The sequence below is a fragment of the Streptomyces paromomycinus genome (genome assembly GCF_003865155.1).
Classification (GTDB): Bacteria; Actinomycetota; Actinomycetes; order Streptomycetales; family Streptomycetaceae; genus Streptomyces; species Streptomyces chrestomyceticus.
Map to the genome: position 1 here is coordinate 8,416,548 of NZ_BHZD01000001.1, position 25,953 is coordinate 8,442,500.

The window sequence follows — 25,953 nt, forward strand, 5'->3', positions numbered from 1 at the left end:
GGGCCCGGCGAAGAAGCGTCGGCAGCCCCTTGACGGCACACTCACCGGACTGGATTCTGTTGCGCAATGCGCTACGCGATGCGTTATCCAGAACGCCATGATACCGATCAGCGCTGAGGGGGCCAGATGATTCCCGTCTGCCGCACCGAGGACCTGCCCGAAGGCGGGGCCGTACGGATCGAGATCGACGCCGCCACACCCGCCATCGCCGTCTTCCGCAGCGACGGCGCGCTCTACGCCCTCGACGACCGGTGCAGCCACCAGGACGCCTCGCTCTCCGAGGGCTGGGTGGAGGACTGCCAGGTCGAATGCCCGCTGCACGCCGCGCTGTTCGACCTGCGCACCGGGGTGCCCAGCTGCCTCCCGGCCCGCCGTCCCGTCCGTACGCACGAGGTCACCGAGGCGGACGGCATGATCCATGTCCGGCCCGCCGCCAGGGAGTCGACCGTACGGGAAGACGCCTACGCATGAGGACCGTCACCGTCGTCGGTGCCTCACTGGCAGGACTGTACGCGGCGCGGGCCCTGCGCGCGGAAGGGTTCGACGGGCGGCTGGTGATCGTCGGCGCCGAATACCGTCGTCCGTACGACCGGCCGCCACTGTCGAAGACGTTCCTCACCCAACGCCCGCCGAGTGCGATGGAGTTGGCGGACCTCCGGCTGTCCGACCGGGAAGAAGAGGACGGGCTGGCCGCCGAGTGGCACCTCGGCACCCGGGCCACCGCGCTGGACACCGCAGGACGCACGGTGACCCTCGACGACGGCCGCACGACCCGCCGCCTGCGCACCGACGGCCTCGTCATCGCCACCGGAGCCGCACCGCGCACCCTGCCGGGCCCGCCGCTCGCCGGAGTGCACGTCCTGCGCACCTACGACGACGCCCGCGCGCTGCGGGCCGCCCTCCACGACGGGACACCCCGCGTGGTCGTCATCGGCGGCGGCTTCATCGGCGCCGAAGCCGCCTCCTCCTGTGCCGCACTCGGACTTCAGGTGACGGTCGTGGAGGCCGCGCCGCTGCCGCTGATGCCCCAGCTCGGCCCGGACCTGGCGCGGATCTGCGCGGAACTGCACGCGGATCACGGGGTGCGCCTGCTGTGCGGCACGGGCGTGAACGGGCTGCGCGACGACGGGACGGGCCGGGTACGGGCGGTGGAACTCGCCGACGGGCGGCTGCTGGACGCGGACCTCGTGATCGTCGGGATCGGGGTGCGCCCCGCCACCGGCTGGCTGACCGGGTCCGGGCTGCACCTGGACGACGGGGTGACGTGCGACGCGGGCGGCGTGACGTCCGTGCCGCAGGTCGTCGCGGCGGGCGACGTGGCCCGCTGCGCGGGCGTGCGCACCGAGCACTGGACCAGCGCCACCGAACAGCCCGGCACGGCCGTGCGCAACCTGCTCGCCGGCACCACCGTCGCACGGCACACCGCGCTGCCCTACTTCTGGTCGGACCAGTACGGAACGCGTATCCAGCTGGCCGGCCGGCGCGGGCCGCAGGACACCGTACGCATCGTCGAGGGCGACCCCGGCGACCGCAGCTTCCTGGCCGTCTACGAACGTGACGGGCGGATCACCGCGGCGCTCGCCGTCGACCGGCCCCGGCCGTTCATGCGGCTGCGCCGCCGACTCGTGGCGGACGCCGCCGCGCCTTGCGGGCCTCCCGCCGCGCCTGCCGCCGCTCCCGGCGCAGGCGCCTGGCCGTACTGCTCGGCTGCGAGCGGACCCCGTTGCGCTGCACCCACACCTGGCGCGTCACCCAGACGTCCAGCACCGCCCACGTCGCGACCACCGTGCTCGCGACCGTACTGAGCACCGCGGGGAAGGCGAACCAGGCGCCCGCCATCGTGCAGAAGAACGCCACCATGGCCTGAACGAGCGTCAGCGCCGCGATGATGACCGCGCGCACCGCGGCCGTCCGCACCGGATCGGCCATCCGCCGCCTGGCCGCCGGCTCCTCCTGCCACAAGGCGCGCCTGCCGCCGCTCAGACCGATGCCACCGTCGTCGTGAACCATCTCCGGCGTCACTCTCCCCGTACCCGCACGTACCCGCCTGCCCCGCCACCCGGGTCCCTGCCCGGCTTCACCCCGTCGCATGTCCCGGCCCGGACACACCACCGCCCACCATGGTCACGAACGGGACCGCCGACCGGTTCCCGGCCGCTGTGATTTCCGGCCAGCCGTTCCGGCGCACGGGCGGGCGCGGGAGGGGTGTTCGAGGCCACACGGGTGGGCGGGTTGTCCGGCAATCAGCCGACAACTGCGGACGATCCGCCCCTGACCTGCGGGTCAGGCGTTCGGACGGGGCTTCGGCCAAGTCCCTCGTCAGTAGTAGGCTCGCGCCGTTTGTTGACGGAACACCATCCCCGTGCGCCGGGGACGACGTAGGGGAGGCCATGCGCTTTCGAGGGAAGACGATCACTCGGAAGATCGCAGCGCTGCTGCTGGTGCCACTGGTGTCCCTCACGGCCATGTGGGCGTTCGCCACCTACATCACCGGACGCGAGGCCAACCAGCTGCTCGGCGTCGGCAACGTCGTCGCCAAACTCGGCTACCCCGCCGAGGACGCCGTCCAGGCGCTCCAGCAGGAACGGCGGCAGAGCCTGCTCTTCCTGGCCGACCGGCGCGGCGCCGACTCGCTGGGCGAGCTGCGCGACCGCACCCGCGAGACCGACAAGATCGTCAACAAGCTGCGCGACAACGCCGCCGACCCCGCCGTGCGCGACGACCTCAACGGCGTCGCCGGCGAGCGCATGGACGACGTCCTCAAGGGCCTCGGCCGGCTGACCTCGCTGCGCACCCAGGTCGAGGACAACACCATCTCCCGCGACGCGGCCTTCGAGGCGTACAACGACCTCGTCGACCCGAACTACGAGTTCCTCGCGGCGCTGCACGCGCTGGAGAACGTCGAGATGGACAAGCAGGGCCGCGCCCTGGTCAACGTCACCCGCGCCCGCGAGGCCGTCTCCCGCGAGGACGCGCTGATGTCCGCGGCGATCGTCTCCGGCACCATGAGCAAGCGCGACCTGCGCGGCTTCGCCGACCGCGTCGCCGAGCGCCGCGTCCTGTACGCCACCAGCCTGCCCGTACTGCCGGGCGACGACCGCGCCGTCTTCACCGACTACTGGCGTTCCGCACCCGCCCGCGAACTGACCGCCTTCGAGGACCGCGTCATCGACGGCGGCCCCACGGCGGCCCCCCGCGCCGTCAACGCCGAACGCTGGAACGCCGCCGCCGGAAAGGTCCTCGGCGACCTCCAGCGGATGGGCCGGGAAGCCGGCGACCGCTACAAAGAACGCGTCGAGCCGGTCGCCATGGCCGTCCTCCTCAAGGCCGGCGTCGCGGGCGTCCTCGGCTTCGTCGCCCTGCTGGTCTCCGTCATCGTCTCCGTCCGCATCGGCAGCAAGCACGTCCGCGACCTGATCCGGCTGCGCAAGGACGCCCACGAGGTCTCCGGCGTCCGGCTGCCCAGCGTCATGCGGCGGCTGGCCGCGGGCGAGCAGGTCGACGTGGAGACCGAGGCGCCCCGCCTGGAGTTCGGCCAGAGCGAGACCGAGCAGGTCGGCCAGGCGCTGAACACCCTCCAGCGGGCCGCCGTCGAAGCCGCCGTCAAACAGGCCGACATGCGCCGCGGCGTCTCCGAGGTCTTCGTCAACCTCGCCCGCCGCAGCCAGGTCCTGCTGCACCGCCAGCTGACCCTCCTGGACGCGATGGAACGGCGCACCGAGAACGCCGACGAACTCGCCGACCTCTTCCGCCTGGACCACCTCACCACCCGCATGCGCCGGCACGCCGAGGGCCTGGTGATCCTCTCCGGCGCGGCCCCCTCCCGGCAGTGGCGCAAGCCCATCCAGCTGATGGACGTGGTGCGCGCCGCGGTCGCCGAGGTCGAGGACTACGAACGCATCGAGGTGCGCCGGCTGCCGCGGCTGGCCGTCCAGGGCCCCGCGGTCTCCGACCTCACCCACCTGATCGCCGAACTCCTGGAGAACGCCACCGTCTTCTCGCCCCCGCACACCGCGGTGCAGGTGGTCGGCGAGCGGGTCTCCAACGGCTTCACCCTGGAGATCCACGACCGGGGCCTGGGCATGGCCCCCGACGTCCTGCTCGACGCCAACCTGCGGCTCGCCGAGACTCCCGAGTTCGAGCTGTCCGACACCGACCGGCTCGGCCTGTTCGTGGTCAGCCGCCTCGCCCAGCGCCAAGGCGTCCGGGTCTCGCTCCAGCCGTCGCCGTACGGCGGCACCACCGCCGTCGTCTTCCTGCCCGCCGTGCTCCTCACCGAGGACACCGGCCGCGACGACGACACCGGCAGCCGGCGGATCGAGGGCCCGCGGACCGGGGAGCGGGCGGCGCCCGGCGGCAGACTGGCCGCCCTGGCCCAGGTCCCCGTACCGCTGCCCGAGCAGCCGGACCGCACTCCGGACGTCATCGACGGGCCGGTCGAACTGGAACCCCCGCTGACCCGCGCGGAACTCGCCCAACGGGCGGAAACGGACGACGAGGGAAGCCTCTTCCGCGGCCGGACCGCCCACCGCGCCCTCCGCGACACCGCACGCGGCGCCGAGCGGGAGCCGGGCACCCTGCACCGCGCCCGGACCCGCCGCGACGGCACCCCGCCGGTCGCCCCCGTACCGCCCGCCGGCGCCGGCGAGCAGCACCGGCAGACCCGCGACCAGGCACCGGCCGGCGACGGCTCCGCACCGCTGCCGCGCCGCCACCGGCCGCCCGTCCTGGTCTCCGACCACGGCCGGCCGGTCGACGCGGCGGCCCGCGCCGACGTACGCTCCGACGCGGAAACCGACGGCGACACGGATGCGGACATGGACACCGGTACGACGACGGACACGGGCCCTGCCCCGTCCGGCCGGCCCGCCACGACGGCAGGAGGGCTGCCCCGCCGCGTACGGCAGGCCAGCCTCGCCCCTCAGCTCAAGGCGGAACCCGCCGCACAGGACGAGCCGGGCGGCGCGCCCGCCGGCGCGGCGGACGACCGCGACGCCGAGGAGGTCCGCGCCCGGATGGCCTCGCTCCAGCGCGGCTGGCAGCGCGGCCGCCGGGACAACGGCGAGGACGACGGGCGGGACGGCAGCCCGGACACAGCACCAGGAACCACATCGGGAGGGGACGGTCGATGACCGCACCGAAGGCAGCAGCGGCCAGTGCCGAGTCGAAGGGCCCGCAGGGGTCGGGCGAGCTGAGCTGGCTCCTCGACGAGCTGGTCGACCGGGTGGGCAGCATCCGCAAGGCGCTCATCCTCTCCAGCGACGGGCTCGCCATCGGCTCGTCCGCCGGCCTCACGCGGGAGGACAGCGAGCACCTCGCGGCGGTCGCCTCCGGCTTCCACAGCCTGGCCAAGGGCGTCGGCCGGCACTTCGAGGCGGGCCGGGTCCGGCAGACCCTGGTCGAGCTGGAGGAAGCTTTCCTCTTCGTCAGCGCCGCGGGCGACGGCAGTTGTCTCGCCGTCCTCGCCGACGCCGACTCCGACGTGGGACTGGTCGCGTACGAGATGACGCTGCTCGTCAAGCGGGTGGGCGCCCACCTGGGCACCGCGCCCAGGGCCGGGCAGCCCGCCGGCGGCTGACCGGAGGATGACGGCACGGTGACGCCATGACCACAGACGGCACGGCCAGGCCCGGGCAGGGGGACGCCAGTTGGTACGACGACGAGGCGGGCCCCGTGGTGCGCCCCTACGCGATGACCCGCGGCCGCACCAGCACCGAGGCCGAACCGCGGCTCGACCTGATCGCCCTGGTGATCGCCGAGGACCGGCAGGGCGAACCGTTCGACGACCAGACCCTGTCGCCGGAGCACGTGGACATCGTCGGCCTGTGCCGCGACGCGCCGCTGTCCGTCGCGGAACTGGCCGCCGAACTGGACCTGCCGCTCGGCGTCGTACGGGTCCTGATCGGTGACCTGCTGGACGCGGAGCTGGTGCATGTGAGCCGGCCCGTGCCCCCGGCGGAACTGCCCGACGAGCAGATCCTCCGCGAGGTGATCGACGGGCTCCGGGCGCTGTGACCGCGCGCGGGGCCGCCCGGCGGTGACACCCCGCCGGCACCCCGCCCCCGCCGGGCCGCACCCCCACGAACTGCGAGGACCGAGGAATGCGAGAGAACAGCACCAGCGGCGAACCGGGAGAAGACGGCCATGGTCTTCGGGCGCTCTGAACGACGCCGCAAGCAGGACGCCCCCGACCCCGTCACCCTCAAGATCCTGGTGGCGGGCGGCTTCGGGGTGGGCAAGACGACCCTGGTGGGCGCGGTCAGCGAGATCAAGCCGCTGCGCACCGAGGAGCGGCTGACCGAGGCGGGCCGGCCGGTCGACGACCTCGCCGGGGTGGAGGGCAAGCGGACCACCACCGTCGCCATGGACTTCGGGCGCATCACGCTCCGCGAGGACCTGGTGCTCTACCTCTTCGGCACGCCCGGCCAGGACCGCTTCTGGTTCCTGTGGGACGAGCTGGCCCGCGGCGCGCTCGGCTCGGTCGTGCTGGCCGACACCCGGCGCCTGGAGGACTCCTTCGCCGCCATCGACTACTTCGAGCGCCGCGGCATCCCGTTCATGGTCGCCGTCAACTGCTTCGACGGCGCGGAACGCTACCCCGCGGAAACGGTTCGCGACGCACTGGACCTGGACCCCGAGGTACCGGTCATGCTCTGCGACGCCCGCGAGAAGGACTCCGCCAAGGACGTACTGATCGCGGTCGTGGAACACGCGATGCACATCAGCGCCCGGCGGCGCGAGCCCGCGCTCCCCTGAGGCGCGCCGGACCCGCGCCCGTAAGGCGCCGCAAGCACGGCCCGCACCCCGCCGTCCGGGGTGCGGGCCGTACGCCGGCCGGGACGACAGGACCTACGAGTCCGTGCCGCCCGCCTCGTGCCAGCCGAAGCTCCGCTCCACCGCCCGGCGCCAGTTGCCGTACTCACGCTCCCGCGTCGGCCCGTCCATCCGCGGCGTCCACTCGGTGTCCCGCTTCCAGTGCGCCGCCAGCTCGTCCAGGTCCGCCCACACCCCCGTCGCCAGCCCGGCCGCGTACGCCGCGCCCAGGCACGTCGTCTCCGCGACCACCGGCCGGATCACCGGCACGCCCAGCACGTCCGCCTGGTGCTGCATCAGCAGGTTGTTGACGGTCATGCCGCCGTCCACCTTCAGCGCGGTGATCTGCACGCCGGAGTCCTGGTACATGGCGTCCACCACCTCGCGCGTCTGCCAGCTGGTGGCCTCCAGCACCGCACGCGCCAGGTGCGCCTTGGTGACGTAACCCGTCAGCCCGGTGATCACACCGCGCGCGTCCGACCGCCAGTACGGCGCGAACAGCCCTGAGAACGCCGGGACGATGTACGCCCCGCCGTTGTCCGGCACCCGCGCCGCCAGGTCCTCGATCTCGTCGGCCGAGTCGATGATCCCCAGCTGGTCCCGGAACCACTGCACCAGCGCGCCGGTGATCGCGATCGATCCCTCCAGGCAGTAGACCGGTGCCTCCCCGCCGAGCTGGTACCCCAGCGTCGTCAGCAGCCCGCTCTTGGACGGCACCGGCCGCTGCCCGGTGTTCAGCAGCAGGAACGAGCCCGTGCCGTACGTGTTCTTGGCCTCGCCGACCCGGTAGCAGGTCTGCCCGAACACCGCCGCCTGCTGGTCGCCCAGGGCCGCCGCCACCGGCACGCCCCGCAACTGGCCCACCGCCGTCCCGTACACCTCCGCCGACGGCCGGATCTCCGGCAGCACCGCCTCCGGCACCCGCATCGCGGACAGGATCGCGGTGTCCCACTGGAGCGTGTGCAGATTCATCAGCATCGTGCGCCCGGCATTGGTGACGTCCGTGACGTGCACCCCGCCGTCCGTACCGCCCGTCAGCTTCCAGATCAGCCAGGAGTCGACCGTTCCGAAGGCGATCTCCCCGGCCTCGGCCCGCGCCCGCAGTCCCGGCACGTTGTCCAGCAGCCAGGCCACCTTGGGCCCGGAGAAGTAGCTGGCCAGCGGCAGCCCGGTGGCCTCGCGGAAGCGGTCCTGGCCGTCCGTGCCGCCCAGCTCGTGACAGAGCTGTGCCGTACGGGTGTCCTGCCACACGACCGCGTTGTGCACCGGCTTGCCCGTGGAGCGGTCCCACAGCACCGTGGTCTCGCGCTGGTTGGTGATGCCCAGCGCGGCGAGCTGATCGGCGCGCAGCCCCGCCTTGGCGAGCGCGCCCGCCACCACCGCCTGCACCTTGGCCCAGATCTCCTCGGCGTCGTGCTCCACCCAGCCGGGCTTGGGGAAGATCTGCCGGTGCTCGCGCTGGTCCACGGCGACGGTCGCGCCGTCCTGGTTGAAGATGATGCAGCGGCTGGAGGTGGTGCCCTGGTCGATCGCGGCGACGTACCTGTCCGTGATGCCGTCCGTCATGACGTCTCCTGATTGCTCGTAGCGGGTCGGGCCGGGCGCCGTGCGCGGACGGTCAGAAGACCGCGGTGAACACCAGACCGGAGAGCACCGCGCCGATCAGCGGGCCGGCCACCGGAATCCAGGCGTACGACCAGTCCGAGGTGCCCTTGTTGGGGATGGGGAGCAGTGCGTGGGCGATCCGCGGCCCCAGGTCACGGGCCGGGTTGATGGCGTAGCCGGTGGGCCCGCCGAGGGAGAGGCCGATGCCGACGACCAGCAGGGCGACGAGCAGGACGTTGATCCCGGAGCCGTAGACACCGGCGTCCGCGCCGGGCACCTGCCCGATCCCGATGCCCTCGTTCTTGCCGAAGAACAGCAGCGGCAGTACCAGCGCCACGGTCGCGATGATCTCGGTGACGAGGTTGGCGGCCGGATGGCGGACCTCGGGGGCGGTGGCGAAGATCCCCAGCGTCGGCTGCGCCGTCTCCGCCTCCCGGTTGGCCGCGAACTGCGCGTAGTACAGCGCCCAGGCCAGTACGGCGCCGAGCAGCGCTCCCACCAACTGGGCGGCGATGTACAGCGGCACCTTGGACCACGGCGTACCGCCCGCGACCGCCGACCCCAGCGTCACCGCCGGGTTCAGGTGCCCGCCGGACAGCGGCGCGGCGGTATAGGCCCCGGCGAGCACGCCGAGACCCCAGCCGAACGCGATGGCGACCCAGCCCGCGGCCTTCGCCTTGGAGCGGTGCAGGGTGACGGCGGCGCACACGCCGGCACCGAAGAGGATCAGAAGGGCGGTACCGATGACCTCACCGACGAAAATGTCCCCGTTGGCATACATGGCGGCTCCTTGTCCCTGGCCCGGGGCCGTGGCCCCGGTCCTCCGTGCAGGGTGCGTACTTCCCGGGCCACGGGGAGGGCGGCGGGCGCTCGGACGCCGCGCCCCGCGCGGCGTCCGCGTCGAGCGTGCCGGTGCGCCGGAACCGCCCCTGGGGAGTCGGGCAGCGCCTACCGCTGCCACCCGGCCGGGTCACCCGGCTGTGGCGGTGCCGACGGACACCCGGCAGTGTTCACCGCAGGTGACGGGGCGTCAAGGGACCGGGTGGGGCGGCGTTCCGTCCTCGCGCCGCCGGCCCCGGCGCACCTCGTGCCCCTGTGCGCCGGGCCGCCCCAGCACCCAACTGCCGACTCCCGAGAGGGACTTCGCCGCCTTCTTCAGCGGTGCCAGCGCGGCGGCGGACTGCGCGTGACCCGTCACGCTGCCCGGCGCGCACACCACCGTCGCCAGCGACAGCGTCACCGGCAGCCCGCCCGCCGACCACGGCACGTCCAGCACGGCCGCCGCGAACGGCTCCAGATCGTCCGGCGCGGCCAGCACCAGGAAGTCGTCCCCGCCGATGTGCCCCACCCGGGCCGAGGGCAGCTCCGCCGCCGTACGGGCCAGCACCTGCCCCACGGCCCGGATCAGCGCGTCCCCCGCCGCGAACCCGGCCCCGTCGTTGACCTGCTTGAACCGGTCCACGTCCAGCCAGCTCAGGGCGAACGCCCGGCCGTCCGCGATCCGCCGGTCCACCTCCGCGTTCACCGCGTCCGAGCCGGGCAGCCGGGTCAGCGGATTGAGCCGCGCCGCCTCCTCCACCCGGCTCTCCGCGAGCGCCCGCAGGATGTCGGCCAGATGGACCACGCCCATGCAGCGGCCCTGGTCGTCCACCACCGCCACGTCGTCACCGGCCCGCTCGCGGTCGCCGTCCGCCGCCACGTCCAGCACCTCCCAGGCGGTGGCGTCGGCGCCGACCGTCCGCGGCCGGTCGGCCAGCCGCAGCGCCGGGCGGTCGGCGTACAGCGCGTGCCCGTAGCGGCCGGACAGCGACAGCAGGAAGCGGTCCCGGTCGATGGCCCGTACGGGTACGCCGTCGGGGTCCACCAGCAGCACGCCCGAGACTCCCGGGAAACCCGTCAGATGACTGCGCACCGCACCTGCCGAGGCGGACATCGGCAGCAGCGCGGCAGGCTGCAGGAACTGCGTCACCGGCGGCCCGGCAGGCGCTTGGGCCACGCCGGACGCGGCGCCCCCGGCGTACCCGGTCGCCACCGGCCCGTACCCGTCGCGCGGCTCCGGCAGATACACGTCGGCCGCCGGACGCCGGGCGGGCGGCGCGAACAGGAACCCCTGCGCGAGCTGCGCGCCCGCCGCGCGCACCGCCGCGTACTGCCGTTCCGTCTCCACCCCCTCCACCGCCAGCACACTGCCCAGCACCTCGCACAGTTGCCGCATGGCGGCCACGGCGGCCCGCCCGCCCCGGTCGCCGTCCAGCTCCGCGCAGAGCGAGGCGTCCAGCTTCACCAGGTCGGGGGCGAGATCGCCGAGCAGCCGCAGCGGCAGGTCCCCGTCGCCGACCCCGTCGGCGCCGACGCGGTACCCGTCCTGCCGCAGCCCCGCCACCGCCTCCAGCAGCGCCCGCCGCGGTACGTGCGTGAACGGCCCGCCGACGTCGATGGTGATCTCCCACGGCCGGCGGCCCACGTCGTGCACCGCCTTGCGCAGCGCGGTCAGCCCCGGCAGCTCGGCGAGGGTCGCCGCGAACACGTTGACGTGCAGCGGCAACAGGGTCTCCTGCCGCGCGGCGGACCGTACGGCGAGTCCGGCCAGCTCGGCGTCCAGATCGGCGGAGCGCCGCGCCGCCGTCAGCACGTCGCCGCGTTCGGGGCGGGCGAGTATCTCCAGGGCGGCGATGGAACCGGTCGACAGGTTCACGACGGGCTGGAAGGCGAATCGGAGCTGGTCCGTCCAGGCAGGCACGGCAGCAGAATGCCCACCGGGGACGTGCACGGTGCGTGATTCACGCACTGTTCACGCACCCTTCCGGCGCACTCGAACGGGCGTCCTCGGGGGGCTCGCGAGTCTCCCGGGCCCGCGTGGCCGCCCGGGGGCCGTGCGGCCCCGGGCGCCTCACCGCACCACGACCACCGCCGAACCGTGCCCGAACAGCCCCTGATTCGCCGTGATCCCGGCCCGCGCGCCCGGCACCTGCCGCGCCCCTGCCCGCCCGCGCAGCTGCCAGGTCAGCTCGCAGACCTGCGCGATCGCCTGCGCGGGCACCGCCTCCCCGAACGACGCCAGACCGCCACTGGGGTTCACCGGGAGCCGCCCGCCGAGCGCCGTCGTCCCGTCGCGCAGCAGCTTCGTGCCCCCGCCCTCGGCACACAGGCCGAGATCCTCGTACCACTGGAGCTCCAGCGCGGTGGACAGGTCGTACACCTCCGCCAGCGACAGGTCGTCCGGCCCGAGCCCCGCCTCCTCGTAGGCCGCCTCGGCGAGGGAGGGCCGGAAAGCGGCCGGCGCTTCCGGTACGGACGCCGCCGAGTCGGTCGCGATGTCCGGCAGGTCCAGCTCCGTACGGGGATAACGAGGCGTCGCCGTGGCGACGGCCCGGATACGGACGGGGTCCGGCACGCCCCGCCGCCGTGCGTAGTCCAGGCCGCACAGGACCAGCGCCGCCGCGCCGTCCGACGTGGCGCAGATGTCCAGCAGCCGCAGCGGGTCGGCGACCACGGGCGACGTGGCGACCTCCGCCGCCGTCACCGGCTTGCGGTAGCGCGCGTACGGGTTGAGCGCGCCCGCCGCCGCGTTCTTCACCTTCACCTGCGCGAAGTCGTCGGCCGTGTCCCCGTACAGGGCCATCCGGCGCCGGGCGTACAGCCCGAAGTAGGCGGGATTCGTCGCGCCCAGCAGCCGGAAGCGCAGCCAGTCCGGATCGTCGGGCCGGTCGCCGCCCGCCGGGGCGAAGAAACCTTTCGGGGCCGCGTCCGCGCCCACCACCAGCACCACGTCCGCCAGCCCCGCGAGAAGCTGCGCCCGCGCGGCGGCGACCGCCTGCGCGCCGGAGGCACAGGCCGCGTAGACACTCGTCACCCGCGCGCCCTGCCAGCCCAGCGCCCGCGCGAACGTCGCGCCCGCCACGTACCCCGGATAGCCGCCGCGCACGGTGTCCGCACCGACCACCGACTGCACATCGGCCCACTCCAGCCCCGCGTCGGCCAGCGCCGCCCGCGCCGCCACCGTCCCGTACTCGACGAAGCCGCGGCCCCACTTGCCCCAGGGGTGCAGGCCCGCTCCGAGGACGGCGATGTCACCGGACACGGCCGTCTCCCGCCCCGAGACCCCCGTACGCCCCGTACACCCCGCCGACTCCGTCCGCCGCGTCCGTCCCGTCCGTCTTCACCGGCCGCCACCACCACGTCGTCCACACGGTCTCCGCGTCCTCGCCGAGCACCCCGGGCATCAGCTCGACCTCCATGCCGACCCGCAGATCGGCCACGGACACTCCCGGCGCGGCCTGTCCCAGCACCACCATCCGCTCCGCCGCCAGCTCCACCGCGATCAGGGTACGCGGCTGCCACGGCACCTCGGGGTCCGAGACGTAGGGCGGCGGCGGCCGGTAGCGGCCGTCCGTGTACGACCAGACCGTGCCGCGCGGCGACAGCGGAACCTCGGTCAGGCCGGTCCCGTCGCAGCCGGGAGCACGGCAGAAGAAGTCCTCGCGCGGGAAGAACACGGCACCGCAGGTACCGCACCGGGTTCCCAGGAGGCGGAAGCCCGCACCGGTGTCCGTATCGGTGAACCACCCCGGTACCACCGGCCTGCGTACGCGCGTCACGGAACCTCCCGACACCGGCAACGGTCCGCCCTTCTCGACCAACTGACGGTCCGTCAGGAGTCTGGCACGCGACCGGCGGCCGACGGAACCCCGCCGCCGCGCGACCGCCCCCGGCGCACGAAAGGATCATGCTCTTCTTCGGGAAACCGGCTGAACCGGATAACCCCGCACGGCGTCCACCAAGGCAGGGCCGGGGCGCGGGATCCACGGGGGTGGTTCCGCGCCCCGGCCGACTTGCCAATATCTCCCGGCCTTGACGGCGAGGCCGCCTGCCCAGGCGGGCGCCGCCGGCCCGCCGCCGGTTCCGCATGCCGGCCCGCCGACGCACGTTCCCCAGGAAATACCGGCTTCATGGTCACCCATCACTGAATATCCCTATGTTCCGCTTACCGGAACTCCTGGGCGCATACCGTCCGGCGTGCACCACTTCCGTTGCTATATTCCGACGGCCGAGGACCACCGGACGCGCGTCGGGCATGAGAACGGCACTGCACACGCACGGGAAGGCCCGGCGATGCCGTGCCGGTGCGGGCCGATGGCCGGAGCCCCGGGGAACTTCCGTTCCCTGGCCCGCGCTGTGAGGAACAGGAGAGCGACACCGTGCCCAGCGGACGCCCCCGCACATCTTGGTCGGCCGGCCTGGTCGCCGTCGCCGCCGCGACCGTCACCCTGACCGTCGCTCTGCCGGCCCATGCCGTCGCAGGTGACCCCGCCCCGGACGGTGCGTACGCCTTCGCTGCCAGGCTGGACATCGGAGACGGCAAGTTCGCGGCGCCGGTGCCGGTCACCAAGCCCTGGACCTACAGCCAGACCACCGCCGGCGACTTCAACGGCGACGGCATCGCGGACCTCGTCGCCTGTGACGACAAGAAGAACCTCTGGCTGTTCCCCGGCAAGAAGGGCGGCACCTTCGCCGAGAAGGTCTGGTTGACGGGCGGCTGGAAGTACACCCAGACCGTTGCCGGTGACTTCACCGGCAGCGGGAAGGCCGACCTCATCGCCCGTGACGACGACACCGGCACCGTTCTGCGCTGGGCCGGCCGCGGCAACGGCACCTTCGCCGCTCGCGTCCCGGTCAGCAGCAGCTACTGATCAGTGGTGGTCGGGTGGAGTGCCGGGCGGCACTCCACCCGACCACCACTCGTCCCCCCACACGACACGACGGTTGAGGAAGAAACCCTATGACGAGGACGGCACGGCTGTTCCGCGGAGTCACGCGAACGGCCACTGTGGCGCTCACCACCTGCGCGACGGTCGCCGCGCTGACCCACGTCACCTGGGCCCGGCCTGCCGAGGGCCACGGCCCGGGGACACCGGCCGTGCCCCGGGCCGGACAGAGCAGCGGGGCAGCCCCGGGCTGGACCCGGACCTGGGGAACCTCACTGGCCACGGCGGCCCCCGCGGCCAAGTCCGGCGTGACCGGCCGCCAGACGCTGCGCATGGTCGTCCACACCAGCACCGGTGGCGACACCGCCCGCATCCAGCTCGCCAACACCTTCGCCACCGCACCCGTCCGCATCGGACACGCCACCATCGCCCGGCGGTCCGCCGGAGCCGGCGCCACCGGCACACCGGTGAACCTGACGTTCGGCGGCAGCCGGAGCACCGTCGTCGAGCCGGGGGAGACGGTACGCAGCGACCAGGCGGCCTTCCCCGTCAAGGCCGACGAAGACCTGCTGGTCAGCGTCCACCTGCCGGAGCCCGTGGCGGAAGCGCCATACCACGACTACACGCTCACCACCTCCTACGCCTCGGCACCGGGCGACGGCACCGACCGGGCGGGCGAGACGGCGGGCAGCCGCTTCCCGGCCCGCTTCACGCACTGGGCCTACCTCAACGGGGTGGACGTCACGGTGTCCGGCGGCGACGGCACCGTCATCGCCCTCGGCGACTCACAGACCGACGGCGGGCACACCACCCCGGACACCAACCGCCGCTGGCCCGACCACTACGGCCGCGCCCTCCAGGCGTCGCGACGGCACACAGGGGTCGTCAACGCCGGAATCTCGGGCAACCGGCTGCTCACCGACTCCACCGGAACACGCGCCGCCTACGGCCCGAGCGCCCTGAACCGCTTCACCCGAGACGTCCTCGAACAGCCCGGTGCCCGGTCCGTCATCCTCTACGAAGGCATCAACGACATCGCGCTGGACGGCGCCGACAGCACCTCCCTCATCAGCGCGATCCGGGAACTCGCCGGCCGGGCCCACACCGCCGGCCTCACCTTCACCGCGGCCACCATCCCGGCCTTCGCGGGCTACCCCTCGTACACCCCCGCCAAGGAACAGACCCGGCAAGAGGTCAACCGCTACATCCGCACCAGCCGGGACCTGGACTCCTACGTCGACTTCGACCGGGCGACGCGGGACCCGCGGGACGGCACCCGGCTCTTCGCCGGGTACTACGACCGCGGTGACGACCGGCTGCACTTCAACGACAACGGCAGCCACGTCCTCGCCAACACCGTCTTGGCCGCGCCGCCGGCCCGCCCCGCGCCGCACTTCTCCCAGACCGCCGCGGCCGACTTCACCGGCGACGGCGTCGTGGACCTCGTCGCCCGTAACGCCGACGGGGATCTCATGCTGTGGACCGGAAACCAGGACATCGACCGGCCGGGGCGAGGAGACGGCACGTTCGCGCGTCCTGTGCGGCTCACCGGTGACTGGGACTTCACGCAGACGGTGGCGGGGGATTTCACGGGGGACGGGAAGGCGGACCTCGTCGCCGCGGACGCCGGGAACGTTCTGAAGCTCTGGACGGGGCGGGGCGACGGCACGTTCGCCCGTCCGGCGCGGCTCACCGGTGACTGGAAGATCACCCAGACCACCGCGGGTGATGTCACCGGTGACGGCATCGGGGACCTCATGGGCCGGGACGCCGACGGGGGACTCCGGCTGTGGGCCGGCGAGAAGGGCGGCACGTTCGCGCGCCCGGTGAAGGCCATCGGCGGCTGGGACTTCACGCAGACGGTGGCGGGCGATTTCACGGGGGACGGGAAGACGGACCTCGTGGCCAGGGACGCCGCGAACGGGCTGATTCTCCGGCCCGGGAACGGGGACGGCACCTTCGGCCCGTCCACGGCCCTGAAGAGCGGCTGGACCTGCACGGAGACCACTGCCGGCGACTTCAACGGCGACGGCATCGCCGACCTCGTCGCCAGGGACGACGCGTCCGGTGACCTCAACCTCTGGATCAACACCGGGGGCACGCTCTCCGACCAGCCGCTACGGCTGACCGGCGGCTGGTGATCCGCCGGTCACCGACACCGATCACCGACGGCTGCTCACTGACGGCCGCTCGGCGGCGGTTGCTCAGTGACGACCGCTCAGCGACCGCCGCGAGACCGGGAAGTCGAAATACGTGTCCGGGAACGTCTCCGGCGTGAAGGTGTAGTGCCACCACTCCTTGTCGTAGTTGCGGAACCCGGCGCTCTCCAGCCCCTGCTTCAGCAGCAGCCGGTTCGCGCGCTGCTGTCCCCGCACCCGAGGGTCGAGGGTGTGCGCGAGCGTGTCGAAGCAGTCGAAACCGGTCCCCATGTCGAGCGAGTTGTCGGGAAACCGTGCCTTCTTGGGCGCGTAGCACTCCGTCAGGGGCTCGCCGGGGATGTACGGCCGGGTGGGCAGGCCGGGCAGCCGGACCAGCGTCAGGTCGACGGTGCTGCCCCGGCTGTGCCCCGACTTCTCGGCGATGTAGCCGTCACGGAAGAGGGTCGACTTGTCGATCCGCGGATAGAACTCGCCCTTCATCCGCTGGTCGCCCAGGTCCTCGGCCCAGTCCACGAAGTGGTTCACGGCGCGCTGCGGCCGGTAGCAGTCGTACACCTTGAGCGTGTAACCCCGCCGCAGGAAGGAGCGCTGGGCCCGGTGCAGCGCCCGCGCCGCGTCCCGGGTCAGGATGCACAGGGGCTGCCGGTAGCCGGTGACCGGTACGCCCATGAAGTTGTGCGGCGTGAAGTACCGCATCTCCTGACGGATCGTCGGGTCCACGTCGCGCAGTGCGACGAATGCGCTGGGCGCGGCCGTAACCGTGGAGGGTGCGGTGTCGCTCGAAGGCCGCGGCTCGGCGGCGGCCCCTCCTGGCACAGCCGCAAAGGTCAGAGCGAAGGCCGTGGCGGCCACGGCGAGGCCGCGCAGCGCGGCAGCGAGTCTCGGCATGGCACCCGTCTACCACCGGCACCGCGCCGCACGGAAGACAGTCGGCACCGCCTGTCGGGAAAGTGGCTCGGCAGGAGTTGCAGGCGCAGTAACCGTCGCAGGGACAGCGCCAGAGATATCCGCAGGACCGCTGGTAGACGCGGCAGCCGCACCGGCTTTTCATGCACTGGTTGTCGTGGCAGGCGCTGGTGGAACAGTAGTTGGATTCGACGCTGCAATTGCAGTTCAGAGCCTTGCAGCGCGCTTCCGGGAGGTCTCGGCGGGGTCGAGTGTCGCAAACAGCAGGTTCGCCGCCGCGCACCCGAAATGCCGGTCGGCGGACTCCCGGAGGGCCCGCTCGGCCGGACCCGGGCCGGCCACCCGGCCGGACCCGGGCCGGCCACCCGGTCGGACCCGGGCCGGCCACCCGGTCGAAAGTGAAGCTGTTCTCCTGCGCGGCGATGTGGTGCACTTTTTCGAGTACGTCGCTCTGTTCCGGGAAAGGCCGGGATGCGTCCGGCGCTAGCGCGCGAGTTGTTCCCCCCCAGAGCCGGCTGCGGGCCGCGGGCGGCAGTGCCGCCCAGACGGCCTGGCGGCAGGGCAGGGGGTGGGCGGTCAGCGCGTCGTAGTCCTGCGGGATGCTGTCGCGGTGGTCCTCGACCCGCAACGGTTCGACTTTCCCTCCCCAGGCGCGCTCGACCGCTTCGGAGACTTTCCTGCACTGCTCGCACGAGGCGTCGAAGGACAACACCCACTGCGTCGCCGGATTTCTCATGTCGACCCTCGTCCGTTTTGACGGAGGGATTCTCCGGCAAAAGTAACGCACCGGGAAAATGAGCGACAACAGAACAGAAATAGAAGGACGCCGCATTCTTCCACCGGCGGTGTCCGGGGTGCCCTGGGCCGGGCCCCGGGACATCGCCGTGCGCCGTCACACTCCGGTGGCGGGTCACTCCCCGGCAGTTGTCACTCCCCGGCGGCCGTCATCTCCACCACCGCCAGATCGCCCGCCGGATGCACCCTGGCCACCCGCAGCCCGGCCTCTTCCGCGAGCGCCGTCAACTCCGTCACCCCACGCTCCCGCGCCCCGAAGTACACGAACACCCGCAGATCCATACCCGTGTGCACCGACTCGCCGTCCACGCCGAACCGTTCCACGACCAGGACCCGCCCCCGCGTCCCCGCAGCCTCGGCACACCGGCGCAGGATCGCCCGCGCCGCGTCGTCGTCCCAGTCGTGCAGGACCGCGGAGAGGACATAGCCGCCCGCCCCCGCGGGCAGCGCCTCGAAGAAGTCGCCCGCCACCGCGTCCGCGCGACCGTCCAGCCCGGCCGCCGCCAGCGTCTCGTGCGCCGCCCGTACGGTCTCCGGCTGGTCGAACACGGTGCCCCGCAGCCCGGGATGCGCGGCGAGCAGCGCCGCGAGGAACGTGCCGTTGCCGCCGCCGACATCCACGATCCGCCCCAGCGCACCCCAGTCGAAGGCGGGTACGACGGTCTCGGCCCACCGTGTGACGTCGACACCCATCTGCGCGTCGTAACCGGCGGTCCGCTCCGGGTCGGTCTTCAGGTCGTCCCAGAAGGAACGGCCGAACTGCCGCGAAAACGCCACCTCGCCCGTCCGTACGGAGTGGGGGAGTGCCACGAACGCCAGGTCGGCCCGGCCGATGGCGCTCTCCACGTCCAGCATCCGCCGCGCGCCGGACGGGTGGTCGTCGCGCAATTCCTCGCCGCGCGGCAGCAGCCCGTAGCGGCCCTCCTCGTCACGGCTGAACACCTCGACCGTCACCAGGTGCCGCAGCACCCGGTCCAGCACGCCGGCGTCGACCTTCGTGATCGCGGCCAGCTCCCGCGCGGTCCGCACTCCGTCCGCGAGATGGTCGGCCACCCGTAGCGTCGCCACGGTCCGTACCGCCATCGGTGTCACCAGGTCCGCGATGTCCCGGATTCCCCGCCCGTTCGCGTCCGTCACTTCCGGAGTCCTCTCTGCGCGTCGTGTCCGCCCGGTGCCTCACCGGCGCTGTCACTGCCGCTGTACGAACGGACCAACCTACGCAATCCGCCGCCCGCCGCCTACCCGTGGCCACCCGCCGACCCGCGCACCCGCACCCGGTACCCGACCGCGCCACCGCCCTGGCGCTCGACGACCACCTCCCCGCCCTCCAAGCGCGTGGTGAAACGCTCGACCGCCGGCCGCTGCCAGCCGTCACCGGCGTCCGGCACGACCAGGCCACCCCCTTCGCGGCCCTCCTCCGGGGCCCACACCTCCAGCTCCGTCGTACCGTCCGCGCCCGCCACCGGCAGCACCGCACCGGCCCGCGCCAGCACCGGAAGCCGGGACAGCGGCGCGTCCACCAGCACTTGCCCGGGCCCGTCGTACGCCTGCCCGTCCGCCGTGTCGTACCAGCGCCCGCGCGGCAGCCGCACCGCCCGCCGCGTCACCCCGGGCCCCAGCACGGGCGCCACCAGCAACGCGTCTCCCAGCAGGAAGGCGTCCTCGCAGTCGCGCAGCTTCCGGTCGTGGGGGGTGTTCCACCAGACGGGACGTACGTACGGCGCTCCGGAGAGGCGCGCGAGCTGCGCGAGCGTCACGAAGTACGGCAGCAGCCGCATCCGCTCCAGCAGCGCCGCCCGCGCGTGCTCCAGTACTTCGGGCCCGTACTCCCACGGCTCCCGCCGCCCGGCGGTCATCGCCGAGTGGGTACGGAACAGCGGCAGGTACGCGGCCGTCTGGAACCACCGCAGATACAGCTCCGGCGACGGCACCCCCGAGAACCCGCCGACATCCGGACCGCTGTACGGCACCCCGCACAGCCCCATCCCCAGCACCAGCGACAACGAGGCCCGCAGGCCCGGCCACCCGGTCGCCACGTCCCCCGACCAGGTGCCGCCGTACCGCTGCATCCCCGCCCAGCCCGAGCGCGAGAACAGGAAGGGACGCTCGTCGGGACGCAGCTCCAGCAGCCCGTCGTACCCGGCGCGCGCCATCGCCAGCCCGTACACGTTGTGCGCCTCCCGGTGGTCACCGCCCCGGCCCTCCAGCGCGTGCCGCGCCGAACGCGGCAGCGACGGATCGCCGAACGCCGCGAACGACACCGGCTCGTTCATGTCGTGCCACACCCCGGAGAAGCCCTGGGCCAGCCGCTCCGCGTACAGCCCGCCCCACCACTTGCGCACCCGCGCGTCCGTGAAGTCCGGGAACACCGCCTCGCCCGGCCACACCACGCCGCGCACCTCCCGGCCCCGCGCGTCCCGTACGTACGCGTCCGCCGCGGCCCCGCCCTCGTACACCGCGTTGCCCGGCTCGGCCTTCACCCCGGGATCGACGATCGACACCAGCCGCACCCCCTCCTCGCGCAACTCCCGCGCGAGACCGGGCAGATCGGGAAAGGCCGTACGGTCGACGGTGAAGACGCGATGGCCGTCGTAGTGGTCGATGTCCAGATGCACGGCGGACAACGGCAGCCCGCGCTCCCGGTAACCGGTGACGACCCGCCGCACCTCCGCCTGGCTGCCGAAACCCCACCGGGCGTGCTGCGGACCCAGCGCCCAGCGGGGCGGCAGCGCGGGCGCCCCGGTCAGCGCCGTCCAGCCGAGCAGGACGCGGGCGGGTGTACCGGCCAGGACCCAGTACCGCAACGGGCCGCCGTCCATCCGCAGTTCCGAGCAGCCCGGCCGGTCGTGCCCGGAGCCCGCCCCCTCCGCCCCTTCGCGCAGCGTCACCGTGCCGTCCCACGAGTTGTCGTGGAAGACCAGGTGCGTGCCGGCGTCCGCCACCACGAGCTGGACGGGCATCGTCACGGACAGCGGATCGTCGCCCGGTACGAACGCGCCGCCCGGGTCGGTGTTCCACAACCGGTACCTGCCCGCCCGCAGCCGCGGCCCCGCCGACCGGCCGCCCAGCCCGAAGAACCGGGCGTCCGCGGCCACCTCGGAACGCTGCACCCACCGGGAGTCACCGGGCCGCTCGCCGGGCGTACCGCTGCCGCCCCCGGGGGCCCCGGCCCCCAGCCCTCCGTTTCCGGGCCCCTCACTTCCGGCCCCTCCGCTCCCGTCCCCGGGCACCCGGTCCCACCAGCGCGGCGGCAGCTCCCGCCGCAACACCACGCCGCCCGGCGTCCGCACCTCCACCGCGCCGTGCCGCGACACCGTCACCGTCACCCGCTCCGACACGACCCGCCAGCCGCCCTCCGTACCGGGCTCCAGCACCGCCCGCGCGTCCGGCTCCGGGCACGCCCCGGCCAGCGCGTACGACGGCTCCGGCGCCGCGTCGTCCCAGCCGCAGAAGACCGCGCCGCCCGCCGCCACCCGCACCCGCAGCGAGGAACGCGCGAAATGCACCACTCCGCCGCCCGGCTGCGGCTCCGCACCCACCGCCGTCCCCGGCACCCGCGCCCGCTCCCGGCCGCCCCGCGGCAGCCCCAGCGCGTCCGCACGGCGCCGCCGCCACGCCGACCGCCATGTCCGCAGCCCCCGTACCGATCCCAGTGCCCTGACGGCCCGGACCGCACCGGCCGTCCCGTCCCACCGCGGCCACCGCGCCGACCGCTCTTGATCACGCCCGTCCATGCTGCTCAGCCTGCCATCGACGGCCCGCGACGGGGGCGTTGTTCAGTCCCCGTTCACCTGGGACCAACCAGGACCTCACACGCGGCACACCGGTGGCGCGCACGCCACCGGTTCCGGCCACCGGAGCACGCCGGAGACCGCTCCTTTCGACGGGTGCGCGCCACGGGTACCCGGCCGTCCCCGTCCACGGGTGCGTGATCGCTTCCGTCCACGGGTGCCAGGCCGTCCCCGCCCCGGTACGCGCGGCCGTTCCCGGCGCGCCCGCGCGTCCCGAATGTGCGGCCGACCCTGGCGCAGAAGTCGATCACGTGGCATCGTCCTGCCCAGCCGTGTCACACGCACGCGCCCCCGCGCTGCGCCGGGGCGACCCCCTCGGCCGTACGGGGACCACGCACACCGCGTACCGCACGCCCACACCGCGTCCACGCAACGCCGCGTACAGCCGGGAGCCGATCATGACCACCGCACCGCAGTCCGACCCGCAGCCGGAACCCCTGTGGCAGCCCGGCCCGGACCGCATCGCCGGCGCCCAGCTCACCCGGTTCCACGACTGGGCGGCCGCCCACCACGGCGCCCCCGCCCGCACCGCAGGGGACCCGGTGGCGGACTACGCCGCGCTGCACCACTGGTCCGTGACCGAACTGCCCCGTTTCTGGCAGGCCGTCGCCGCCTGGTACGACGTCCGCTTCAGCACGCCGTACGAGACCGTCCTGGCCGACCCCGCGATGCCCGGCGCCCGCTGGTTCCCCGGCGCCACCCTCAACTACGCGGAGCACGCGCTGCGCGCCGCCGAGGACCCGGCCCGCGCCGACGCGCCCGCCCTGCTGCACGTGGACGAGACCCACGACCCCGCCCCCGTCACCTGGGCCGAGCTGCGCGCCCAGGTCGGCTCCCTGGCCGCCGAGCTGCGCCGCCTCGGCGTACGCCCCGGCGACCGGGCCAGCGGCTACGTCCCCAACGTCCCGCAGGCCGTCGTCGCCCTCCTGGCCACCGCCGCCGTCGGCGCCGTCTGGACCTCCTGCGCCCCCGACTTCGGCGCCCGCAGCGTCCTGGACCGCTTCCAGCAGGTCGAGCCCGTCGTGCTGTTCACGGTCGACGGCTACCGCTACGGCGGCAAGGAACACGACCGCCGCGAGACCGTCGCCGAACTCCGCCGCGAACTGCCCACCCTCCGCGCCGTCGTCCACATCCCTCTTCTGGGAACCCCCGCCCCCGAAGGCGCCCTGGAGTGGTCCGGCCTGACCTCCGCCGCCACCGAACCGGTCTTCGAGCAGGTCCCCTTCGACCACCCTTTGTGGGTCCTGTACTCCTCCGGTACGACCGGCCTGCCCAAGGCGATCGTCCAGTCCCAGGGCGGCATCCTCCTCGAACACCTCAAGCAGACCGGCCTGCACTGCGACCTCGGGCCGGACGACCGCTTCTTCTGGTACACCTCCACCGGCTGGATGATGTGGAACTTCCTCGTCGCCGGCCTCCTCGCGGGCTCCACGATCGTGCTTTACGACGGCAGCCCGGGTCACCCGGACACCGCCGCCCAGTGGCGGATCGCCGAACGCACCGGCACCACCCTCTTCGGCACCTCCGCCGCCTACGTGATGGCCTGCCGCAAGGCCGGCGTGCACCCCGGCCGCGACTTCGACCTGACCACCGTCAAGTGCGTCGCCACCACCGGCTCCCCGCTGCCGCCCGACGGCTTCCGCTGGCTGCACGACGAGGTCGCCGCCGACCTGTGGATCGCCTCCGTCAGCGGCGGCACGGACGTCTGCAGCTGCTTCGCGGGCGCCGCGCCCACCCTGCCCGTCCACATCGGCGAACTCCAGGCCCCCTGCCTCGGCACCGACCTCCAGGCCTGGGACCCGCACGGCAAGCCGCTGACCGACGAGGTCGGCGAGCTGGTCGTCACCAACCCGATGCCGTCCATGCCCATCCACTTCTGGAACGACCCCGAGGGCACCCGGTACCACGAGAGCTACTTCGACACCTACCCCGGCGTCTGGCGGCACGGCGACTGGATCACCCGCACCGCGCGCGGCACCGTCGTCATCCACGGCCGCTCCGACTCCACCCTCAACCGCCAGGGCGTACGGATGGGCTCGGCGGACATCTACGAGGCCGTCGAACGCCTCCCCGAGATCCGCGAATCCCTAGTCATCGGCCTCGAACTCCCCGACGGCGGCTACTGGATGCCGCTCTTCGTCCACCTCGCGCCCGGCGCCACGCTCGACGACGCCCTGCGCGACCGCATCAAGCGCACCATCCGGGCGCAGTGCTCCCCGCGCCACGTTCCCGACGAGATCATCGAGGCCCCCGGCGTACCGCACACCCTCACGGGCAAGCGGATCGAGGTCCCCGTCAAACGCCTCCTCCAGGGCACCCCGCTGGAGAAGGCCGTCAACCCGGGCTCGGTCGACAACCTCGAACTCCTGCGGTTCTACGAGCGGATCGCCGCCGAGCGAGCCGCGGCCGAGAGCGCGTGACCGAGCGCGGACGGTAGCGGGCGGGCCGTCGCGGGCGGCCGTTGTCAGACCCTCCGATTACTCTCAGTCACAAGTGAGGCTCGCCGAGCGAGCAGCACACACCGACCGAGGGGGAGTCATGACCACACCGTCCCGACGCACCGCACCTACCGCTTCGAGCGGCCCCGCCGCCCGCCGCATGCTGCGCCGCGAGATCCCGAGCACCGCCGCCGTCCTGGCGGACGCCCAGGACTTCGCGGCCATGCGCCGCTACCGCACCTTCCCGTTCGACGACCACACCGCCTACCTCCAGCAGATGGAGGCCCTGCTGCGCTCACTGACCGCCCAGGGCATCCACACCACCGTCGCCCTCTTCGACCCCGTCGCGTACGAGACCTTCTGCACGGACACGGACCTGGACCCCGACCGCCCCGACAGCCGCTCCCGCTACACGGCCGAAGTGGCCTGCACCGGCGCCACCCTGCCGTACACCGGCGAATCCCTGTCCCGGCTGCTGCCCGTCCTCATCGACGAAGCGGAACGCCAGGCGATGTGGGACCGCGCCACGGCCCTCCTCGCCCGTACGGGAGCCTGCGCGGACTGCGGCGAGGACTTGGCGCGGGCCGCCTTCGCCCGCGCCTCCCGCGCGGTCACCAGTCTGCTGGACGCCCTCGGCGACGGCACCCACCACCTGGTGTGCAGCGTCCCCGCGAGCGGGACCCCGCTCCTCGCCGTGCTGCACGCCGACTCCCGTGACGACGGCCGGCTGGAGCTGTCCGAAGCCGCGACGCTCGTCTTCTGCACGGTCCTCGCCGCCGGCGTCGCCCTGCGCAGCCCCGGCGGCATCGTGTCCCGTACGGCCGAGACCGCCGGGCGCGACACGGTCCGCGGCTGGGTCCTGCGCGACGCCTGGCTGCACCCGCTCAGCGCCGCCGAGGTCTTCACGGCCTACTGCACGGACGCCGACACCGGCGAACCCGTCCCGCCCGAGCCCGGCGTCGACTATCACGCCGGCCTCGCCCTTCCCGACCCACCACCGACGGACGGACACGACCACAGTCACCACTGACACGGCGGCCGCCGCGCCCGCCCCGCCCGCCTCGAACGCCGGACGGCCGCCCGGCCGAAAACGCCGGACGGCCGCCCCGCCACAAGGGCGGGACGGCCGTCCGTACCAGCGTTGCACTGCTTCATCGGCGAGGCCCGCCCGGTCACTCCCGGACCGACCGGGCCCCGCCGGGGATCACTCCCCGGAGAGCACCGCCTGCGCGGCGGCGCGCGCGTCCTCGGCGGTGTCCGCGGCCCGCGCCGCGGAGGCGGCACGCTCGCACTGGGCCAGCGTGTGCTTCGCCAGCGTCGCGCGCACGTAGGGGATCGACGCCGCGCCCATGGACAGGCTCGTCACGCCCAGACCCGTCAGCACACACGCCAGCAGCGGATCGGAGGCCGCCTCACCACAGACACCGCAGCTCTTGCCCTCGGCCTTCGCCGACTCGGCCGACAGCGCCACCAGGTCGAGCAGCGCCGGCTGCCACGGGTCCTGCAGCCGCGACACCGCACCGACCTGACGGTCGGCGGCGAAGGTGTACTGCGCCAGGTCGTTGGTGCCCAGCGAGAGGAACTCGACCTCCTGCAGGATCGACCGGGCGCGCAGCGCGGCGGACGGAATCTCCACCATCGCGCCGAACTTCGCCTGCAGCCCGGCCTCGCGGCACGCGTCCGCGAACGCCTTGGCGTCGGTCCGGTCGGCCACCATCGGCGCCATGACCTCAAGGTAGAC

General features: G+C 73.5%; 18 protein-coding genes and 2 pseudogenes (1 of these 20 cut by a window edge). 10 read left to right on the forward strand and 10 right to left on the reverse strand.

Annotated elements, in window-relative coordinates:
• The first annotated feature begins 126 nt into the window (after positions 1-126).
• Positions 127-471 carry a bifunctional 3-phenylpropionate/cinnamic acid dioxygenase ferredoxin subunit gene (locus OEIGOIKO_RS36255; protein ID WP_125057591.1) on the forward strand — a complete coding sequence of 115 codons (345 nt, stop codon included), beginning with the start codon at positions 127-129 and terminating at the stop codon, positions 469-471.
• Positions 468-1,646: pseudogene (locus tag OEIGOIKO_RS36260) on the forward strand (NAD(P)/FAD-dependent oxidoreductase); the annotation flags it as partial. The gene OEIGOIKO_RS36255 and the pseudogene OEIGOIKO_RS36260, both read left to right, overlap by 4 nt.
• On the opposite strand, the gene OEIGOIKO_RS44015 reads toward OEIGOIKO_RS36260, so the two are convergent.
• Positions 1,603-2,091, reverse strand: a complete 489-nt coding sequence (locus OEIGOIKO_RS44015) for a hypothetical protein (RefSeq protein WP_371859000.1) — start codon at positions 2,089-2,091, stop codon at positions 1,603-1,605. The pseudogene OEIGOIKO_RS36260 and the gene OEIGOIKO_RS44015 overlap by 44 nt on opposite strands.
• Before the next feature lie 299 nt (positions 2,092-2,390).
• Here OEIGOIKO_RS44015 and OEIGOIKO_RS36265 point away from each other — a divergent pair, with 299 nt between their 5' ends.
• From OEIGOIKO_RS36265 to OEIGOIKO_RS36280, 4 genes are all read left to right on the forward strand, one after another.
• A complete protein-coding gene (locus OEIGOIKO_RS36265) occupies positions 2,391-5,132 on the forward strand; it encodes a sensor histidine kinase (RefSeq protein ID WP_125057593.1) in 2,742 nt (913 codons plus the stop codon).
• The gene (locus OEIGOIKO_RS36270; protein ID WP_031002211.1) at positions 5,129-5,578 is read left to right on the forward strand and encodes a roadblock/LC7 domain-containing protein; all 450 of its coding nucleotides are present in this window, start codon (positions 5,129-5,131) and stop codon (positions 5,576-5,578) included. Before OEIGOIKO_RS36265 ends, OEIGOIKO_RS36270 begins: the two co-directional genes overlap by 4 nt.
• A 26-nt stretch (positions 5,579-5,604) precedes the next feature.
• Entirely contained in the window at positions 5,605-6,015 is a 411-nt protein-coding gene (locus OEIGOIKO_RS36275; protein ID WP_125057594.1) for a DUF742 domain-containing protein, read from the forward strand.
• Between the two features lie 129 nt (positions 6,016-6,144).
• On the forward strand, positions 6,145-6,756 hold the full coding sequence (locus OEIGOIKO_RS36280) for a GTP-binding protein (RefSeq protein WP_031002215.1): 612 nt from the start codon (positions 6,145-6,147) through the stop codon (positions 6,754-6,756).
• A 93-nt stretch (positions 6,757-6,849) separates the two neighbouring features.
• On the opposite strand, the gene glpK is transcribed toward OEIGOIKO_RS36280, so the two are convergent.
• The 5 genes and pseudogenes from glpK to OEIGOIKO_RS36305 form a co-directional block, all read right to left on the reverse strand.
• Positions 6,850-8,379 carry a glycerol kinase GlpK gene (glpK, locus tag OEIGOIKO_RS36285; protein ID WP_174857268.1) on the reverse strand — a complete coding sequence of 510 codons (1,530 nt, stop codon included), beginning with the start codon at positions 8,377-8,379 and terminating at the stop codon, positions 6,850-6,852.
• Positions 8,380-8,431: 52 nt separating this feature from the next.
• A complete protein-coding gene (locus OEIGOIKO_RS36290; protein WP_125057595.1) occupies positions 8,432-9,199 on the reverse strand; it encodes an MIP/aquaporin family protein in 768 nt (255 codons plus the stop codon).
• Positions 9,200-9,448: 249 nt separating this feature from the next.
• Complete coding sequence (locus OEIGOIKO_RS36295; RefSeq protein ID WP_125057596.1) at positions 9,449-11,158, reverse strand: GGDEF domain-containing protein; 1,710 nt, start codon at positions 11,156-11,158, stop codon at positions 9,449-9,451.
• A 150-nt stretch (positions 11,159-11,308) separates the two neighbouring features.
• Entirely contained in the window at positions 11,309-12,499 is a 1,191-nt protein-coding gene (locus OEIGOIKO_RS36300; RefSeq protein ID WP_125057597.1) for a lipid-transfer protein, read from the reverse strand.
• Positions 12,500-12,578: 79 nt separating this feature from the next.
• A pseudogene (locus tag OEIGOIKO_RS36305) lies at positions 12,579-13,016 on the reverse strand (Zn-ribbon domain-containing OB-fold protein); the annotation flags it as partial.
• Positions 13,017-13,616: 600 nt separating this feature from the next.
• Here OEIGOIKO_RS36305 and OEIGOIKO_RS36310 point away from each other — a divergent pair.
• A complete protein-coding gene (locus tag OEIGOIKO_RS36310; RefSeq protein WP_170251959.1) occupies positions 13,617-14,108 on the forward strand; it encodes an FG-GAP repeat domain-containing protein in 492 nt (163 codons plus the stop codon).
• Between the two features lie 89 nt (positions 14,109-14,197).
• The gene (locus OEIGOIKO_RS36315) at positions 14,198-16,264 is read left to right on the forward strand and encodes an FG-GAP-like repeat-containing protein (RefSeq protein WP_125057600.1); all 2,067 of its coding nucleotides are present in this window, start codon (positions 14,198-14,200) and stop codon (positions 16,262-16,264) included.
• Between the two features lie 63 nt (positions 16,265-16,327).
• On the opposite strand, the gene OEIGOIKO_RS36320 is transcribed toward OEIGOIKO_RS36315, so the two are convergent.
• The 3 genes from OEIGOIKO_RS36320 to OEIGOIKO_RS36330 all read right to left on the reverse strand — a co-directional run bounded on the left by OEIGOIKO_RS36320 (position 16,328) and on the right by OEIGOIKO_RS36330 (position 21,717).
• Positions 16,328-17,170: a M15 family metallopeptidase gene (locus OEIGOIKO_RS36320; RefSeq protein WP_125057601.1), complete on the reverse strand. Its 843-nt coding sequence runs from the start codon at positions 17,168-17,170 to the stop codon at positions 16,328-16,330.
• 945 nt (positions 17,171-18,115) lie between these two features.
• Positions 18,116-19,120 (reverse strand): methyltransferase, encoded by a 1,005-nt coding sequence (locus OEIGOIKO_RS36325; RefSeq protein WP_307721254.1) that lies wholly within the window; start codon positions 19,118-19,120, stop codon positions 18,116-18,118.
• Between the two features lie 101 nt (positions 19,121-19,221).
• The gene (locus tag OEIGOIKO_RS36330; protein WP_125057602.1) at positions 19,222-21,717 is read right to left on the reverse strand and encodes a glycoside hydrolase family 31 protein; all 2,496 of its coding nucleotides are present in this window, start codon (positions 21,715-21,717) and stop codon (positions 19,222-19,224) included.
• 455 nt (positions 21,718-22,172) lie between these two features.
• Here OEIGOIKO_RS36330 and OEIGOIKO_RS36335 point away from each other — a divergent pair, with 455 nt between their 5' ends.
• On the forward strand, positions 22,173-24,194 hold the full coding sequence (locus tag OEIGOIKO_RS36335) for an acetoacetate--CoA ligase (RefSeq protein WP_125059422.1): 2,022 nt from the start codon (positions 22,173-22,175) through the stop codon (positions 24,192-24,194).
• 118 nt (positions 24,195-24,312) lie between these two features.
• Positions 24,313-25,242 carry a hypothetical protein gene (locus OEIGOIKO_RS36340; RefSeq protein ID WP_125057603.1) on the forward strand — a complete coding sequence of 310 codons (930 nt, stop codon included), beginning with the start codon at positions 24,313-24,315 and terminating at the stop codon, positions 25,240-25,242.
• Between the two features lie 174 nt (positions 25,243-25,416).
• Here the strand turns inward: OEIGOIKO_RS36340 and ptsP are convergent, their stop codons facing one another.
• Positions 25,417-25,953 carry the end of a phosphoenolpyruvate--protein phosphotransferase gene (gene ptsP, locus OEIGOIKO_RS36345; protein ID WP_125057604.1) on the reverse strand. Its footprint extends 1,134 nt past the window's final position, so 537 of the gene's 1,671 nt are visible here — the last part of the coding sequence; its start codon lies off the right edge, out of view; it ends in the stop codon at positions 25,417-25,419.

Excerpts from the sequence above, each read along its gene's own strand:
- OEIGOIKO_RS36255 (WP_125057591.1), top strand. The coding sequence starts at position 127 with ATGATTCCCGTCTGCCGCACCGAGGACCTGCCCGAAGGCGGGGCCGTA.
- OEIGOIKO_RS44015 (WP_371859000.1), bottom strand. The coding sequence starts at position 2,091 with ATGCGACGGGGTGAAGCCGGGCAGGGACCCGGGTGGCGGGGCAGGCGG.
- OEIGOIKO_RS36265 (WP_125057593.1), top strand. The coding sequence starts at position 2,391 with ATGCGCTTTCGAGGGAAGACGATCACTCGGAAGATCGCAGCGCTGCTG.
- OEIGOIKO_RS36270 (WP_031002211.1), top strand. The coding sequence starts at position 5,129 with ATGACCGCACCGAAGGCAGCAGCGGCCAGTGCCGAGTCGAAGGGCCCG.
- OEIGOIKO_RS36275 (WP_125057594.1), top strand. The coding sequence starts at position 5,605 with ATGACCACAGACGGCACGGCCAGGCCCGGGCAGGGGGACGCCAGTTGG.
- OEIGOIKO_RS36280 (WP_031002215.1), top strand. The coding sequence starts at position 6,145 with ATGGTCTTCGGGCGCTCTGAACGACGCCGCAAGCAGGACGCCCCCGAC.
- glpK (WP_174857268.1), bottom strand. The coding sequence starts at position 8,379 with ATGACGGACGGCATCACGGACAGGTACGTCGCCGCGATCGACCAGGGC.
- OEIGOIKO_RS36290 (WP_125057595.1), bottom strand. The coding sequence starts at position 9,199 with ATGTATGCCAACGGGGACATTTTCGTCGGTGAGGTCATCGGTACCGCC.
- OEIGOIKO_RS36315 (WP_125057600.1), top strand. The coding sequence starts at position 14,198 with ATGACGAGGACGGCACGGCTGTTCCGCGGAGTCACGCGAACGGCCACT.
- OEIGOIKO_RS36320 (WP_125057601.1), bottom strand. The coding sequence starts at position 17,170 with ATGCCGAGACTCGCTGCCGCGCTGCGCGGCCTCGCCGTGGCCGCCACG.
- OEIGOIKO_RS36330 (WP_125057602.1), bottom strand. The coding sequence starts at position 21,717 with ATGGACGGGCGTGATCAAGAGCGGTCGGCGCGGTGGCCGCGGTGGGAC.
- OEIGOIKO_RS36335 (WP_125059422.1), top strand. The coding sequence starts at position 22,173 with ATGACCACCGCACCGCAGTCCGACCCGCAGCCGGAACCCCTGTGGCAG.
- OEIGOIKO_RS36340 (WP_125057603.1), top strand. The coding sequence starts at position 24,313 with ATGACCACACCGTCCCGACGCACCGCACCTACCGCTTCGAGCGGCCCC.